Origin of the sequence: Streptomyces sp. NPDC020422, assembly GCF_044386705.1 — a bacterium.
Taxonomy (GTDB): Bacteria; Actinomycetota; Actinomycetes; order Streptomycetales; family Streptomycetaceae; genus Streptomyces.
Window position 1 is genome coordinate 50159 of the sequence record NZ_JBIRVJ010000014.1, and the last position, 14735, is coordinate 64893.

Genomic DNA, 14735 nt, shown 5'->3' on the forward strand with positions numbered 1-14735 from the left:
GGCCGGTGCACCCACTAGAGGCGGCGGGACCCGAAAAGGATTCACCCCGGCCGCGGTCGGGCCGGTTCGGACGCCGAACGGTCTCAGCGGCCGAGATCGGGCCAGTGCGGGTCCTCCCAGCGGTCGGGGCCGGTGAGCCCGAGGAGCCGCATGCGGTGCAGCAGTTCCTCGGGAGCGCCCCCGGCCCGAAGACGCGCCGGGGCGTGGCGGACCAGCCAGGCCGAAAGCTCGGCGCGCAAGGTTTCCTCGCCCTCCCACGCGTCCCAGGGAAGCCCGTCGCCCAGGAGGTCCTCCTCCCATCGAGCGGCCGCTTCGACCAGGTGCCGGTCGGCGACGTGGTGCCCGAGCGCCTCCCAGGTGCCGAGCCACGGGCCGAGCGTGCCGGACGCCTCGGCACACAGCGCGAGGAGGTCGTACGGGCGGACGACAGGATCCGGTGTGGTGAGGGCGTGCGCCCACCAGGCGTTCAGGAACTCCTCGACGGCCGCGCTCTGCCGCCCCGGCCACTGTCGCCACTTCCCGCGCGCGAAAGTACGTCCGATCTCGTGCGTCGCGAACCAGGGCTCCACCAGGCCGTCGACGAGCGCCCGGGCGAACTGGGGCAGGATCCGGCGCAGCACCGCACCGTGGTCCTTCCAGTCGGGCGCCGTCCAGGTGCGCCGGAGAAGGCTCGCGTCGAGCAGCACGTCGGGAATCTTCAGCCGGGCGAGTTCTTCCGGGTCGCCCCAGTGGCAGACGCACTGGGTCTCGTCGCCGCGCGCGGTCATTCCGCGAAACGTGACATCCACGTGGTGCAGGGCCCGGTCGAGTCGGAGCCGTGCGGAAGTGTCGTCAGGGTTCATCGGGGTCGGCACACCTCGGGGGACTCCGGCCGGCTTCCGCCGGCCGAAGATCACCACCTTACCGGGCCGCTATCTGTTCGGGTTGCGGAAGAGTCCGAACGTCTTCGTGAGGGTCTTCAACGGTGAGGCGTCCTGCTTCGCCGCCGACGGCGAGGGGGTACGGGGCACCCCGTCCCCGCCGTTCGCCTCGGCGAGCGCGGCGAGTGCCGTCTCGGCCGCCTCGCGGTACAGGTCGCAGGACGCCGTCATGGCTTCGAGCTCCTTGGCGTACCGGGTGACCATGGCGCGGGCGTGGACCAGCTCCTCGTCCTGGGTGAGCAGGTGCCAGCCCTGCCGGAGCCGGGTGAGCGCCTGTTCGGCGTCGGCCCGCATCGGCAGTGGCAGGGCGGCGAACTCCTTGACCTTGTCGAGGAGTTCGGTCGGTTCGGTGCCGTCGAGGAAGACGTTGCGCACCGTGAAGCGTTCGGCGTCGTAGCCCGGGACCTGTGGTGTGAGGGGCAGGACGACGGCTCCGCCGCGCGGGATGCCGACGCCCAGCTCGCGCTTCATGGCGAAGTCCGCGGTGAGCGCCTGGTCGGGCGTGGCCCGGTGCTCGACCACCCGGTGCCGCAGGCTCGGCGGCAGGAACGCGGTGACCGGCCGCCGTCCCAGGGCGTCCGGGGTCATCGCCTCGTGCACCACGACATGGACGAACCAGCTCTGCCGCGTGCATGCGCGCAGCAGGCGCCGCAGTTCGTCGTCGTCCTTCGGCAGGTGGTTGGGGGTCCGCAGACGCACCCCCGGCACCTTCTCGTGATCCCAGGCGACCTGGTCGCTGTCGGGCCAGAACACGGTCGCGGGCGAGGGCCAGCTCGCGTCCCACGCCCGCTCCGCCTCGGCGGCGAGGACCCAGGGGACACCGTCACGGTCCGCACGACGGGACTCGGGCTCGTACGTGGTCAGTTGCGCGCGCACCGTGACGCCGTCGGCCACCCGCCAGCGGGCCTCGAAGAGGCGGCGGGCCAGCGGCCCGGGGTCGGCGGACGCGTCCCGGGGGTACAGATCGGTGGAGCGGGCCGCCTCGACGGGGTCGAGGTCCAGGAAGTCGTCGATCACCTGCGCCGCCTTGAGGGCGATCAGGTTGCGCCGGACGTCCCGCTCGGGCTCGGGCCCGAGGTGACGCCCGCTCCCGAGCCACGCGGTGTCGGGTACGGCGGTCGATGAAGTGCTGTTCTTGGCCATGGAACCGTTCGGTGAGTGATCAGGGCTCGACCAGTATGGTCCGCGGCCCGGGCGAGGGTGTCAGTACCCCGTCGATGCCGTCGTGAATCGCCTGCGACGTCGTCCCGGCGGGGGCGTCAGACCGCGACGGAGAGCAGATCGACGACGAAGACGAGCGTCGAGCCCGGGGGAATCGACGAGGACGGCGACTGGTTGCCGTAACCGAGGCGCGGGGGAACGACGATCTCGCGCCGGCCGCCGACCTTCATCCCCCTCACCCCCCGGTCCATGCCCTTGATCGCCCTGCCCCCGCCCACGGCGAACTTGAACGGCCGGCCCCGGTCCCAGGAGGCGTCGAACTCCTCGCCGGACGCGTGGGTGACGCCGACGTAGTGGATCTGGACGACCCTGCCCGGCTTCGCCTCCGGCCCGTCGCCGACGACGAGGTCGCGGACGGTCAGTTCGGTGGGGGCGTCGCCAAGGGGCGGTTCGACCTCGGGCCTCGTCGGTTCCGTCATTGCCGCCTCACTCACTCGCCACCGGGTGCCGCCACGCGGGCGCGCCGCCCGCGCGATCACTCTATGCGGCCGCCCGTGGGGGATCACGACTCCTGGGGCACGCTCTCGCGCGCGGGCCGGGCCGCGCGCCGACTGCGGTACGCGATGACCCCGCACGCCGCGACAAGGAGGACGCCCACGACGGACACCCCCAGGGCCGGCCGCTCGGAGAAGAGGCTTCCCAGCACGTGGAGGACGCCCAGACCGGCGGTCGCGTAGAGGAGGGCCCAGGCGGCCCCGCCGCCGAACAGGGCGGGGAGGTAGCGCGGCAAGGGCATGCGCATGCTGCCCGCGAGGAAGTTGGCGGCGGTCTGGAAGCCGACGGTCAGGAAGGAGACGGCCACCACCGGCGCGCCCCACCTCTGGATGGCCCGCTCGGCGCGCTGGAACCTCGCCGAGGACATCCGCCCGGCGAACCTGCTGCGCCGGGCACCGGCACCGGCGAGCCAGCCGACCGCGAACGTCCCTCCGGCGCGGAGCAGAACGATGACGTAGAGCGCTCCGGCGGTGAGGGCGATCTTATCCACGGCGCCTCGTCCCGGGCGCCGCGTCGGAACCGGCGGCGCTGCTCATGTGCGGGGGCGTTCCGCTCCGGCGGGCACGACGCGCACCAGCCCGGTCAACGTCTCTCACCTGCGACCCGCCTCTGCCCGTTCCGTCCGCCGGCCTTCCGCCTGCCGCGCGCACTCCGACCTTGCCCGCCCGCGCACCTGTACGCCAAGCAAGGTTAGCCTAACCGAACATGCACCCGGCGGACACGGGCCCAAGGGGCCGACCCCCCGGGCCGAAAGCCCTCGGATCCTGCCCGGCGGGGGTGAACCTGAGCCGGAGCGCGGCCTCTGTCTCGACGCGAACGGGCCCGGCCCGTTTCGGTCCCCGCGCCCCGGTTACACGCCCGGCATGAACAGCTTCTCGCGTGCCCTGCGCTCGGCCCTGCCCTCGGACCAGGGGGCCGGGCGGGTGTTGAAGGCGATGGAACGGTTGGAGAACTCCTCGCGCGCCGACGGTCTCTCCGACGTGCTGCGCGGCACCGTACGGCGTCTGCCGCTCGGCCGCGCGCGCGACGCGTTGCACGGGCGGTGGCTCGGACACCCCGTGCACCCGCTGCTCGTCCAGTTCCCGCTCGGGGCCTGGCTGTCCGCCGCGGTCCTCGACCTGGTGCCCGGCGGGCAGCGCGCGTCGCGGCTGCTCGTGGGTGCCGGGCTCGTGGGCGCGGCCCCCGCTGCCCTCGCCGGCTGGGTCGACTGGGCCGAACTGCGGCGCCCGCAGCAACGCGTCGGACTGCTCCACGCGGCCGCCAACGTCACGGGCGTGGTGTGTTACGCGGTGTCCTTCACGGCCCGGTGCCGTGGCCGCCACTGGCGCGGTCGGCTCTGGAGCCTGGGCGGCCTCGCCGCGGTCGGCGCGGGCGGTGCCATCGGCGGCCACCTCGCCTATCGGCAGGCCGCCGGCGCCAACCACGCCGAAGAGGTGCCCGCCCTCGTCCCGCCCGGCTGGCATCCGGTCGCGGCGCTCGCCGACCTCCCGCCGGGGCGGCCGCGGCGCGGCCACGTCGGCGAGGTCGCGGTGGTCGTCGTGCGGACGGAGGACGGCAAGGCCGCCCATGTCCTCGCCGAGCGGTGCAGTCATATGGCGGGGCCGCTGTCGGACGGTCAGGTCGTGGACGGCTGCCTGGTCTGCCCGTGGCACGGCAGCACCTTCCGCCTGGACGACGGCTGGAACGTCACCGGCCCTGCCACGGCCCCGCAGCCCGCCTTCGACACCCGCGTCGTCGACGGGCGTGTCGAGGCCCGCCTGCGCGAGGCCTGAGCCACCGCCCCACCTACCGCCAAACCTGCCGCCTGACCTGACTGCCCGCGGGCCCGACCGCCCGCGGGCAGCTGTCCGGTAAGGGGATGTTCGGCCCTGTCTGCCGGCCCGCATCACGCAAGAAACTGACGTCAGGTCGTAAGACTGCAGCAGATATATGAGGCGGGCGTTGCCCGCCTTTTCTTTGTGCACCCCACATCGCTCCAGCTCGGCAAGGCCTTCAGGGTCCTCCTCCGTCCTCCAAGGCCTGACTGTCAGGCAATTGCGAAATCTGCGCGACATCTTGCGTCCCCGTGTCGTGGATGGTTGAGTGTGCCGCGCCCCGCACCGCACCCGCCGCAACCGGCCCCGGGGCGACCTCCACGTTCATGCCCGAAGGGGACCACCCGATGAGAAGTGCCCGGCTCCGCCGTACCCGCCGCGCCAGCGCGGTCGCCCTCGTCTCCGCCCTGACGCTCACCGCGCTCGCCGCCTGTGGCACGAGCAGCAGTGACAACGACGGCGGGGGCGCTTCCCAGGGGAGCGGGTCCGGCGACCCGTCCGCTCCGCTCGACCCGAAGACCAAGGTGACGCTCACCATCGACTGCATGCCGCCCGCGGCCAAGGCTGCCGAGCTGAAGGAGTGGAAGGAGGACGTCGCCGCGTTCAACAAGACGTACCCGAACGTCACCATCGAGGGCCGCTCGACCCCCGGCCAGTGCCTGGAGCCGCCGCGGTTCACCGCGATGCTCAAGGCCAAGTCCCAGCCGGACGTGTTCTACACGTACTTCACGGACCTGCCGCAGGTCCTCTCCGAGGCCGGCGCCGAGGACATCAGCGCCTACGTCAACGACAAGACCGTGCCGCTGCTCAAGGACATCGACCCGAACGTGCTCGGCTCCCTCAAGCACGACGGCAAGCTGTACGGCCTGCCCACCAGCAACTACACCATGGGGCTGCTGGTCAACCGCTCGCTGTTCAAGCGCGCCGGGCTCGACCCGGACAACCCGCCGCGCACCTGGGACGAGGTCCGCGCCGCGGCGAAGAAGATCGCCGCCCTGGGCGACGGCATCGCCGGTTTCGGCGAGTACAGCGCCGGCAACACCGGCGGCTGGCACTTCACCGCGCAGATGTACAGCCTCGGCGGCGACGTCGTCGACGCGAGCGGAAAGAAGGCCGCGTTCAACAACGACCTCGGCAGGCAGATAGCCAGGAACCTCCACGCCATGCGCTGGGAGGACGACAGCATGGGCAAGACCCAGCTGCTCAAGTGGGGCGACCTGCAGAAGCAGATCGCCACCGACAAGCTCGGCATGTTCCTCGCCGCACCCGACGACATCGCGTACATGGTCCAGCAACTCGGCGCGAAGTACGCCAACTTCGGCATGGGGCCGATCCCCGGCGGCCGCAACACCCTCGCCGGCGGCAACAACTACATGGTCAAGAAGGGGATCTCCCCGGACAAGATCAAGGCTGCCGTCGCCTGGCTGAACTTCAAGAACCTCACCGTCGGCAAGGGGCAGTTCGACTGGGCCCGCGCCAAGGCCGACGGGCTGCCCGTCGGCGTCCCCCAGCCGAACTTCTGGCTGGGCGACGCCAAGGCCAAGGACGACGCCGCCCGCGCCGCCAACGCCACCATGCCCGTCGCCAACTTCAAGACGTTCATGGACAACCCCGTCGCGGGCAAGGCCGAGCCGCCGAAGGCCCAGGAGGTCTACAAGGTCCTCGACAACGTGATGTCCGGCATCCTCACCAACGAGGACGCCGACGTCGACAAGCTCCTCGCCACCGCGGAGACGCAGGTCAACCAGGTCCTCGCCGGCCCGTGACCGCGGCCGGGGGCGGGGCCGGCGCCGGGGCGGGGGCCGCGCGACCCGCACGCCACGACACGGCCCCCGCCCACCACGGCCCGGCCCGCGGCCCGCGCCGCCCCGCCCCTCCCACGGCCCGCACCCCGCCCCGTACAGCAGCAGTCCTCCAAGGAGCGACGATGTCGGCACCCAGCCTGACCCAGCCCACGGCGGGACCCGCCCGCCCCGCCTCCCCGCCGCCCGTGGCGGGGCCCGGCACAGCCGGCGGCGGGTTCGCCAGGACCCTGCGGCGCAACCTGACCGCCCACGCCTTCCTCATCGGCGCGGTCCTGTGCTTCGCCGTCTTCTCCTGGTACCCGATGGTCAGGGAGTTCCTCCTGGCCTTCCAGAAGACCGAGAGCGGACACACCACCTGGGTCGGCCTGGACAACCTCGCCACCGTCTTCAACGACCCCGCCTTCGGGCAGGCCTGGCGCAACACCCTCCTGTTCACCGTGCTCGCCCTGGTCTTCGGCTTCGCCGTGCCCTTCGTCGTGGCGATCGTCATCAACGAGCTCCACCACGGCCAGGGGTACCTCCGGCTCCTCGTCTACCTGCCCGTGATGCTGCCGCCGGTCGCCTCCGTCCTGCTCTTCAAGTACCTCTACGACCCCGGATACGGGCTCCTCAACGAGCTGCTGCGCTTCCTGCACCTGCCGGAACAGCAGTGGCTCCAGGACCCCGGCCTGTCCATGCTGTCCGTCGTCATCGCCTCGACCTGGATGAACATGGGCGGCGCGGCCCTCATCTACCTCGCCGCGCTCCAGTCCATCCCCGGCGAGCTGTACGAGGCGGCCGAGCTCGACGGCGCCGGACTGCTCCGCCGGATCTGGCACGTGACCATCCCGCAGACCCGGCTGGTCCTGTCGCTGATGCTGCTCATGCAGGTCATCGCGACCATGCAGGTGTTCGTCGAGCCGTTCCTGCTCACCGGCGGCGCCGGCCCCGAGGGCTCGACCACGACCGTCGTCTACCTGATCTACCAGTACGCCTTCAACTTCAACAACTACGGTGCCGCGGCGGCGCTCGGCCTGCTCCTGCTCGTACTCCTGGCCGGCTTCTCGGCCGCGTACGTGAAGCTCAGCCGCGCCGAGGACGCGTAGGCCGGGGGAGACCACCATGTCCACACGCACCCTCATCTCGCCGGCCCGGCTCGCCCGGCCCCGCGGCAAGGTCCTCTACTGGACCGTGTTCGCCCTGGTCGTCGGCGGGTTCAGCCTCGTCTTCCTCGGGCCCCTGTACTGGCTCGTCTCCAGCGGATTCAAGGACGCCCAGGAGGTCATCCGGACCCCCCCGACCCTGCTGCCCGGGACCTTCGCACCGGACAACTACAGCCGCGCCTGGGAGGTCATGGACCTGTCCTCCCTGCTCCTCAACACCCTCTACTACGCCTTCGGCGCCCTCGCCTTCCAGCTCGTCCTCGACGTCGCCGCCGCCTACTCGCTGTCCAAACTGCGCCCCGTACTCGGCAAGGCCATCCTCGGCATGATGCTCGCGACGCTCATGATCCCGGCGACCGTCCTCGTCGTACCCCAGTACCTCACCGTCCTCGACGTGCCCGTCGTCGAGCGCAACCTGCTCAACACCCCCTGGGCGATCTGGCTGCCCTCCGTCACCAACGCCTTCAACATCTTCCTGCTGAAGCGCTTCTTCGACTCCGTCCCCAGGGAACTCCTCGACGCCGCCTCCATGGACGGCGCCGGCCCGATGCGGATCCTCTGGTCCATCGTGCTGCCGATCTCGCGGCCCGTCCTCGGCGTCGTGTCGATCTTCGCGGTCGTCGGGGTCTGGAAGGACTTCCTCTGGCCGATGCTGACCCTGCCCGACCCCACCAAGCAGACGCTCAACGTCGGGATCTACTCGCTGTCCAACGGCGTCCCCGTGAACGTCCTCATCGCCGCCCTGACCATCGCCTCGCTGCCGACGCTGATCGTCTTCCTGGTCTTCCAGCGCAACATCATGAGCGGGCTGACCGCGGGCGGTCTGAAGGGCTGACGCCGGGCCCACCCCGGCAGCCCGGCCCCATGCGGCGCCGTCCCGCCGACCCCCGCACCGCACCTCCTCCCGAAGCCTTCGCCGCCGTCCCGGCCACCACCGCCCCGCAGCGCCACCGGGGCGGCGGCGAAGAACCCGTCCTGCCCGAAAGGAAACGCCCCGTGGCAGCCCCTCTCCCGCCCCGCACCGCCGACTGGTGGCGCGACGCCGTCATCTACCAGGTCTACCCCCGCAGCTTCGCCGACGGAGACGGCGACGGCACCGGCGACCTCGCGGGCGTCCGGGCGAGACTGCCCTATCTCGCCGAACTCGGCGTCGACGCCGTCTGGTTCACCCCCTGGTACGCCTCCCCGATGGTCGACGGAGGCTACGACGTCGCCGACTACCGGGCCGTCGACCCGGCCTTCGGCACCCTGGAGGAGGCCGAGAAGCTCATCGCGGAGGCCGCCGAGCTCGGCATCCGCGTCATCGTCGACATCGTCCCCAACCACGTCTCCGACCAGCACCCCTGGTTCCGGGCCGCACTCGCCGCCGGACCCGGCAGCCCCGAGCGCGCACGCTTCCACTTCCGCCCCGGGCGCGGGACGCACGGCGAACTCCCTCCCAACGACTGGCCGTCGCAGTTCGCCGGCAGCACCTGGACCCGCGTCCCCGACGGCGAGTGGTACCTCCACCTCTTCACCCCCGAGCAGCCCGACCTCAACTGGGCCCACCCCGACGTTCGCCGGGAACACGAGGAGATCCTGCGCTTCTGGTTCGCCCGCGGCGTCGCGGGCGTACGGATCGACTCCGCGGCCCTGCTCACCAAGGACCCCGAGCTGCCCGACTTCGTCGAGGGCCACGACCCCCACCCGTACATCGACCTCGACGAGATCCACGACATCTACCGCTCCTGGCGCGCGATCGCCGACGAGTACGGGGGCGTCTTCGTCGGCGAGGTCTGGCTGCCCGACCCCGAGCGCTTCGCCCGCTACCTGCGCCCCGACGAGCTGCACACCGCCTTCAACTTCAGCTTCCTCACCTGCCCCTGGGAGCCCGACCGGCTGCGGCGCGCCATCGACGACACCCTCGCCGAGCACGCCCCCGTCGGCGCACCGGCGACCTGGGTGCTGTGCAACCACGACGTCACCCGCACGGTCACCCGGTACGGGCGCGAGGACACCGGCTTCGACTTCGCCGCCAAACGCTTCGGCATCCCCGCCGACCTCGCCCTGGGCACCCGACGAGCCCGCGCCGCCGCCCTGCTGACCCTCGCCCTGCCCGGCTCCGTCTACCTCTACCAGGGCGAGGAACTGGGCCTCCCCGAGGCCGACATCCCGCTCGACCGGATCCAGGATCCGATGCACTTCCGATCCGGTGGCACCGACCCGGGCCGCGACGGCTGCCGCGTCCCCCTGCCCTGGGAGGCCGAGGCGCCGGCCTACGGCTTCGGCGGAGCCGCTCCCTGGCTGCCGCAGCCCGCCGACTGGGCGGGCTACGCCGTCGACCGCCAGCGCGCCGACCCCGACTCGATGCTCTCCCTCTACCGCGAGGCCCTCCGGCTCCGCCGGGGCGAGCCGGGCTTCGGCGACGGCTCCCTGACCTGGCTGCCCGCCCCCGCGGGCGTGCTGTCCTTGGCCCGCACCGACGGCCTCGTCTGCGTCGTCAACCTCTCCGACGCGCCCGCGGACCTCCCGCCGTACGATCGCCTGCTCCTCACCAGCGACCCGCTGGACGCCGAAGGGAGGCTGCCCCGGGACACCGCGGTGTGGCTCAGAGCGACCCATGACTGAGGCGGGTCGGGAGGTGTCGCGCGCTTGCGTCGTGAATCCGCCCTGAGGCCGCCAGAAGACGCAACCGGCTTGCAGTACTTGCGCTACGCTTGCGCGCATGACGCGACGACTTGCTCAGGTGGCGAAGAAGGTGGGGGTCAGCGAGGCGACGGTCAGCCGTGTCCTCAACGGCAAGCCGGGGGTGTCCGAGGCGACCCGCCAGGCCGTGCTGACGGCGCTCGACGTCCTCGGCTACGAGCGGCCCACGCAGCTGCGCGGCGAGCGCGCCCGACTGGTCGGCCTGGTCCTGCCGGAGCTCCAGAACCCGATCTTCCCCGCCTTCGCCGAGGTCATCGGGGGCGCCCTCGCCCAGCAGGGGCTCACCCCCGTGCTGTGCACCCAGACCAAGGGCGGGGTCTCCGAGGCGGACTACGTGGACCTGCTGCTCCAGCAGCAGGTCTCCGGGGTGGTGTTCGCCGGCGGTCTGTTCGCCCAGGCGGACGCGCCGCACGACCACTACCACCGCCTCGCCGAGCGCAACATCCCCGTCGTCCTCGTCAACGCGTCCATCGAGGGGCTCGACTTCCCCTGTGTGGCCTGTGACGACGCCGTCGCCGTCGAGCAGGCGTGGCGCCACCTCGCCTCGCTCGGCCACGAGCGGATCGGGATGGTCCTCGGTCCCGCCGACCACGTGCCCTCGCGCCGCAAGCTCGCCGCCGCCCGCGCCGCCGCCGCGGCAGCGGGCACGGAGTGGACCGACGAGTTCGTGGAGCGGTCCATCTTCTCCCTCGAAGGAGGACAGGCCGCGACCACCCGGCTCCTCCAGCGCGGGGTCACCGGCATCGTGTGCGGCAGCGACCCGCTCGCGCTCGGCGCGATCAGGGCGGCCCGCCGCCGGGGTCTCGCCGTCCCCGGGGACGTCTCGGTCGTCGGCTTCGACGACTCCGCCTTCATGACCTGCACCGAGCCGCCGCTCACGACCGTGCGCCAGCCCATCGAGGCGATGGGCCGCGCGGCCGTCGACCTGCTGTGCGCCCAGATCCAGGGAAGCGGGGCCCACCCGGGCGAGCTGCTCTTCGAGCCCGAGCTCGTCGTCCGCGGCTCCACCGCACCGCCGTCCTCGCCCGCCCGCTGATCCCGCCCGCCCGCTGATCCCGGGCGCCCGGCACCCTGCTCCGCAACGCTCCTTCACCGGCACCGGTGTCCCGCCGCCCCGCGGCGAGGACACCGGTGCCTTTTTGCTGCCCTCTCGACAGGAGCCGTTGACAAAGTCGTCACACTGGAGAAACCTGTCGCCCCGACCACGCAAACTCTGCACAGAATCACTCAAGAATTCGTCCAGAAGATCGTGGAAAGGTCATCCATGAGAGCCACGCAACCGCTCAGGCGGCTGGGGGCGGGCCTGCTGACGGCGGGTCTGATCGCCCTCGGCCTGCTCCCCGTCCCGGCCCACGCCGCGGAGCCACCGCCCAACCTCGCCCTCGGTCGAACGGCGACCGCCCAGGGCGCGCACGACGGATACCCGGCGGCCCATGTCACCGACGGCAGCCAGCAGTCCTACTGGGAGGGCCCGGCCGGAGCGTTCCCCCAGTGGGTGCAGGTCGACCTCGGTGCCCAGGTCGCCCTGGACCGCGTCGCACTGAAGCTGCCCACCACCTGGGAGGGCCGCAGCCAGACCCTCGCCGTCCTCGGCAGCACCGACGGAAACTCCTTCACCACCCTCGCCACCGCCCAGGCCCGCACCTTCGACCCGACCGCTGCGAACACCGTGCCCATCGACCTGCCCAGCGCCACGGCCCGCTTCGTCCGAGTCCAGGTGGCCGCCAACTCCGGCTGGAACGCCGCCCAGTTGTCCGAGCTCGAGGTGTACGGCGAGAACGGCGGCCAGGGTCCCGTCGACCCGCCCCCCTCCGGCACCGACCTGGCGCGCGGCAAGCCCGTCGAGGCCACGTCCACGACCCAGAACTACTCCGCGACCCACGCCAACGACGGCGACACGGCCACCTACTGGGAGTCGGCCGGCTTCCCGTCGAGCCTGACCGTCAAGCTGGGCGCCGACGCCGACGTCGAGGCGGTGGTGCTCAAACTCAACCCCGACCAGGTCTGGGGACCCCGTACCCAGTCCCTCGAAGTCCTCGGACGGGCCGGTACGGCCTCCGCGTTCACCACCCTCAAGGCCCGCGCCGACTACGCCTTCAGCCCGTCGACGGGACAGAACACCGTCGTCGTCCCCGTCACCGGCCACGCAGCGGACCTCCGGCTGACGTTCTTCTCCAACACCGGTGCCCCCGGCGCCCAGGTCGCCGAGATCCAGGTCCTCGGAAGGGCCGCCCCCGCGCCCGACCTCGTCGTCACCGACCTCACCTGGTCCCCGGGCGCCCCCTCCGAGGCCGACGCCGTCACCGTCCGGGCCACCGTCCGCAACACCGGCACCGCCGCGGCCCCCGCGACGACCGCCGCCGTCAGCGTCGAGGGCACCGTCGCCGGCTCAGGCCCGGTCCCCGCCCTCGCCGCCGGAGCCTCCGCCACACTCGACATCCCCGTCGGCCGGCACCCCCAGGGCACGTACACCGTCTCCGCCGTCGTCGACCCGACGGACACCGTCCCCGAACTGGACGACACCAACAACAGCCGCACCGCGGACGGCCCCCTGACCGTCCGCCAGACCCCGGGCCCCGACCTGCGGATCACCGGCATCACCCCGAACCCGGCGGCACCCGCGGCCGGCGCGCCGGTCTCCTTCACCGTCGCCGTCCACAACCGCGGCACCAGCCCGGTCCCGGCCGGCACCGTCACCCGCCTGACCGTCGGCTCCACCACCCTCGACGGCACGACCCCGGCCCTCGCCGCCGGAGGGACCGCCGCCGTCGCCCTCTCCGGCACCTGGACCGCCACCGACGGCGGCGCCACCCTCACCGCCGCCGCCGACGCCACCGGCACGCTGACCGAGACCGACGAGACCAACAACGTCTTCGTCCGCACCCTCGTCGTCGGCCGCGGCGCCGCCGTGCCGTACACCGAGTACGAGGCCGAGGACGGGCGCTACCAGGGCACGCTCCTCACCTCCGACAAACTGCGCACCTTCGGCCACACCAACTTCGCCACCGAATCCTCCGGCCGCAAGTCCGTCCGCCTCGCCGCCACCGGCGACTTCGTCGAGTTCACCTCCACCAACGCCGCCAACTCCGTCGTCGTGCGCAACTCCGTCCCCGACGCCCCGGGCGGCGGCGGCCGCGAGACGACCCTCAGCCTCTACGCGGACGGCAGGTTCGTCCGCAAGCTGACGCTCTCCTCCAAGCACAGCTGGCTCTACGGGACCACCGACGCCCCCGAGGGCCTCACCAACACCCCGGGCGGCGACGCGCGCCGGCTCTTCGACGAGTCCCACGCCCTGCTGACCGCCTCCTACCCCGCGGGCACCACCTTCCGCCTCCAGCGCGACGCGGACGACACCGGAGCCTTCCACATCGTCGACCTCGTCGACCTGGAGCAGGTCGCCGATCCGACGCCCAAGCCCGCCGAGTGCACCTCCATCACCGCGTACGGGGCCGTTCCCAACGACGGCATCGACGACACCGACGCCCTCCAGCGGGCGGTCACCGACGACCAGAACGGCCGCATCGCCTGCGTGTGGATTCCCGCGGGACAGTGGCGCCAGGAACAGAAGATCCTGACCGACGACCCGCTCGACCGCGGCCCCCACAACCAGGTCGGCATCCGTGACGTCACCATCCGCGGCGCCGGGATGTGGCACTCCCAGCTCTACACGCTCACCCCGCCGCAGCTCGCCGGCGGCATCAACCACCCGCACGAAGGCAACTTCGGCTTCGACATCGACGACAACACGAAGATCTCCGACATCGCCATCCTCGGCTCCGGCACCATCCGCGGCGGCGACGGCGACGCCGAGGGCGGCGTCGGGCTCAACGGCCGCTTCGGCAAGAACACGAAGATCAGCAACGTCTGGATCGAGCACGCCAACGTCGGCGTCTGGGTCGGCCGCGACTACTCCAACATCCCCGAGCTGTGGAACCCCGGCGACGGCCTGGAGTTCACCGGTATGCGCATCCGCGACACCTACGCCGACGGCATCAACTTCGCCAACGGCACCCGCAACTCGACCGTATACAACTCGTCCTTCCGCAACACCGGCGACGACGCCCTCGCCGTGTGGTCCAGCAAGTACGTCAAGGACACCTCGGTCGACATCGGCCACGACAACCACTTCCGCAACAACACCGTCCAACTGCCCTGGCGGGCCAACGGCATTGCCGTCTACGGCGGCTACGGCAACACCATCGAGCGCAACACCGTCGCCGACACCATGAACTACCCCGGCATCATGCTGGCCACCGACCACGACCCGCTGCCGTTCTCCGGGCGGACGCTCATCGCCGACAACGCTCTGGAGCGCACCGGCGGCGCGTTCTGGAACGAGGACCAGGAGTTCGGCGCCATCACCCTGTTCGCGCAGGGCCCGGACATCCCCGGCGTCACCATCCGGGACACCGACATCCACGACTCCACGTACGACGGCATCCAGTTCAAGACCGGCGGCGGCGCGATGCCGGACGTCAAGGTCGACAACGTCCGCATCGACAGGTCCGTCAACGGCTGCGGTGTGCTCGCCATGGGAGGCGCCCGCGGCAGCGCGACCCTCACCGGCGTGGCCGTCACCGACTCCGCCGACGGCGACGTGTGCGTCGAACCCGGCTCGCAGTTCGTCATCCACCGCAACTGACCCCCCCCACG

The 14735-nt window shown here is 71.9% G+C and carries 11 protein-coding genes; 7 read left to right on the forward strand and 4 right to left on the reverse strand.

Annotated features, from left to right (window positions below):
• Positions 1-83: 83 nt before the first annotated feature.
• The 4 genes from ACH414_RS31085 to ACH414_RS31100 form a co-directional block, all read right to left on the reverse strand.
• The gene (locus ACH414_RS31085; RefSeq protein ID WP_398944375.1) at positions 84-767 is read right to left on the reverse strand and encodes a hypothetical protein; all 684 of its coding nucleotides are present in this window, start codon (positions 765-767) and stop codon (positions 84-86) included.
• Between the two features lie 144 nt (positions 768-911).
• A complete protein-coding gene (locus tag ACH414_RS31090) occupies positions 912-2063 on the reverse strand; it encodes a hypothetical protein (protein WP_382544268.1) in 1152 nt (383 codons plus the stop codon).
• A gap of 116 nt (positions 2064-2179) precedes the next feature.
• Complete coding sequence (locus ACH414_RS31095; protein WP_386566969.1) at positions 2180-2560, reverse strand: FKBP-type peptidyl-prolyl cis-trans isomerase; 381 nt, start codon at positions 2558-2560, stop codon at positions 2180-2182.
• Between the two features lie 83 nt (positions 2561-2643).
• Entirely contained in the window at positions 2644-3126 is a 483-nt protein-coding gene (locus ACH414_RS31100; RefSeq protein ID WP_398944377.1) for a DedA family protein, read from the reverse strand.
• Positions 3127-3499: 373 nt separating this feature from the next.
• Between ACH414_RS31100 and ACH414_RS31105 the strand changes: the two genes are divergently transcribed.
• From ACH414_RS31105 to ACH414_RS31135, 7 genes are all read left to right on the forward strand, one after another.
• The gene (locus ACH414_RS31105) at positions 3500-4408 is read left to right on the forward strand and encodes a Rieske 2Fe-2S domain-containing protein (protein WP_382544282.1); all 909 of its coding nucleotides are present in this window, start codon (positions 3500-3502) and stop codon (positions 4406-4408) included.
• Between the two features lie 389 nt (positions 4409-4797).
• On the forward strand, positions 4798-6216 hold the full coding sequence (locus tag ACH414_RS31110) for an ABC transporter substrate-binding protein (RefSeq protein ID WP_382544285.1): 1419 nt from the start codon (positions 4798-4800) through the stop codon (positions 6214-6216).
• Between the two features lie 161 nt (positions 6217-6377).
• On the forward strand, positions 6378-7340 hold the full coding sequence (locus tag ACH414_RS31115) for a carbohydrate ABC transporter permease (RefSeq protein ID WP_382544287.1): 963 nt from the start codon (positions 6378-6380) through the stop codon (positions 7338-7340).
• Between the two features lie 16 nt (positions 7341-7356).
• Positions 7357-8232, forward strand: coding sequence for a carbohydrate ABC transporter permease (locus ACH414_RS31120; protein WP_382544290.1), 876 nt, complete (start codon positions 7357-7359; stop codon positions 8230-8232).
• 161 nt (positions 8233-8393) lie between these two features.
• Positions 8394-10004, forward strand: a complete 1611-nt coding sequence (locus tag ACH414_RS31125) for a glycoside hydrolase family 13 protein (protein WP_398944380.1) — start codon at positions 8394-8396, stop codon at positions 10002-10004.
• A 97-nt stretch (positions 10005-10101) separates the two neighbouring features.
• Positions 10102-11118, forward strand: a complete 1017-nt coding sequence (locus ACH414_RS31130; protein ID WP_382544296.1) for a LacI family DNA-binding transcriptional regulator — start codon at positions 10102-10104, stop codon at positions 11116-11118.
• Positions 11119-11346: 228 nt separating this feature from the next.
• A complete protein-coding gene (locus ACH414_RS31135) occupies positions 11347-14724 on the forward strand; it encodes a CARDB domain-containing protein (protein WP_398944382.1) in 3378 nt (1125 codons plus the stop codon).
• The last annotated feature ends 11 nt before the right edge of the window (positions 14725-14735 follow it).

What these genes read in the sequence shown, in the direction of transcription:
- ACH414_RS31085 (WP_398944375.1), bottom strand. Translation starts at nt 767, where the DNA reads ATGACCGCGCGCGGCGACGAGACCCAGTGCGTCTGCCACTGGGGCGAC.
- ACH414_RS31090 (WP_382544268.1), bottom strand. Translation starts at nt 2,063, where the DNA reads ATGGCCAAGAACAGCACTTCATCGACCGCCGTACCCGACACCGCGTGG.
- ACH414_RS31095 (WP_386566969.1), bottom strand. Translation starts at nt 2,560, where the DNA reads ATGACGGAACCGACGAGGCCCGAGGTCGAACCGCCCCTTGGCGACGCC.
- ACH414_RS31105 (WP_382544282.1), top strand. Translation starts at nt 3,500, where the DNA reads ATGAACAGCTTCTCGCGTGCCCTGCGCTCGGCCCTGCCCTCGGACCAG.
- ACH414_RS31110 (WP_382544285.1), top strand. Translation starts at nt 4,798, where the DNA reads ATGAGAAGTGCCCGGCTCCGCCGTACCCGCCGCGCCAGCGCGGTCGCC.
- ACH414_RS31115 (WP_382544287.1), top strand. Translation starts at nt 6,378, where the DNA reads ATGTCGGCACCCAGCCTGACCCAGCCCACGGCGGGACCCGCCCGCCCC.
- ACH414_RS31120 (WP_382544290.1), top strand. Translation starts at nt 7,357, where the DNA reads ATGTCCACACGCACCCTCATCTCGCCGGCCCGGCTCGCCCGGCCCCGC.
- ACH414_RS31130 (WP_382544296.1), top strand. Translation starts at nt 10,102, where the DNA reads ATGACGCGACGACTTGCTCAGGTGGCGAAGAAGGTGGGGGTCAGCGAG.
- ACH414_RS31135 (WP_398944382.1), top strand. Translation starts at nt 11,347, where the DNA reads ATGAGAGCCACGCAACCGCTCAGGCGGCTGGGGGCGGGCCTGCTGACG.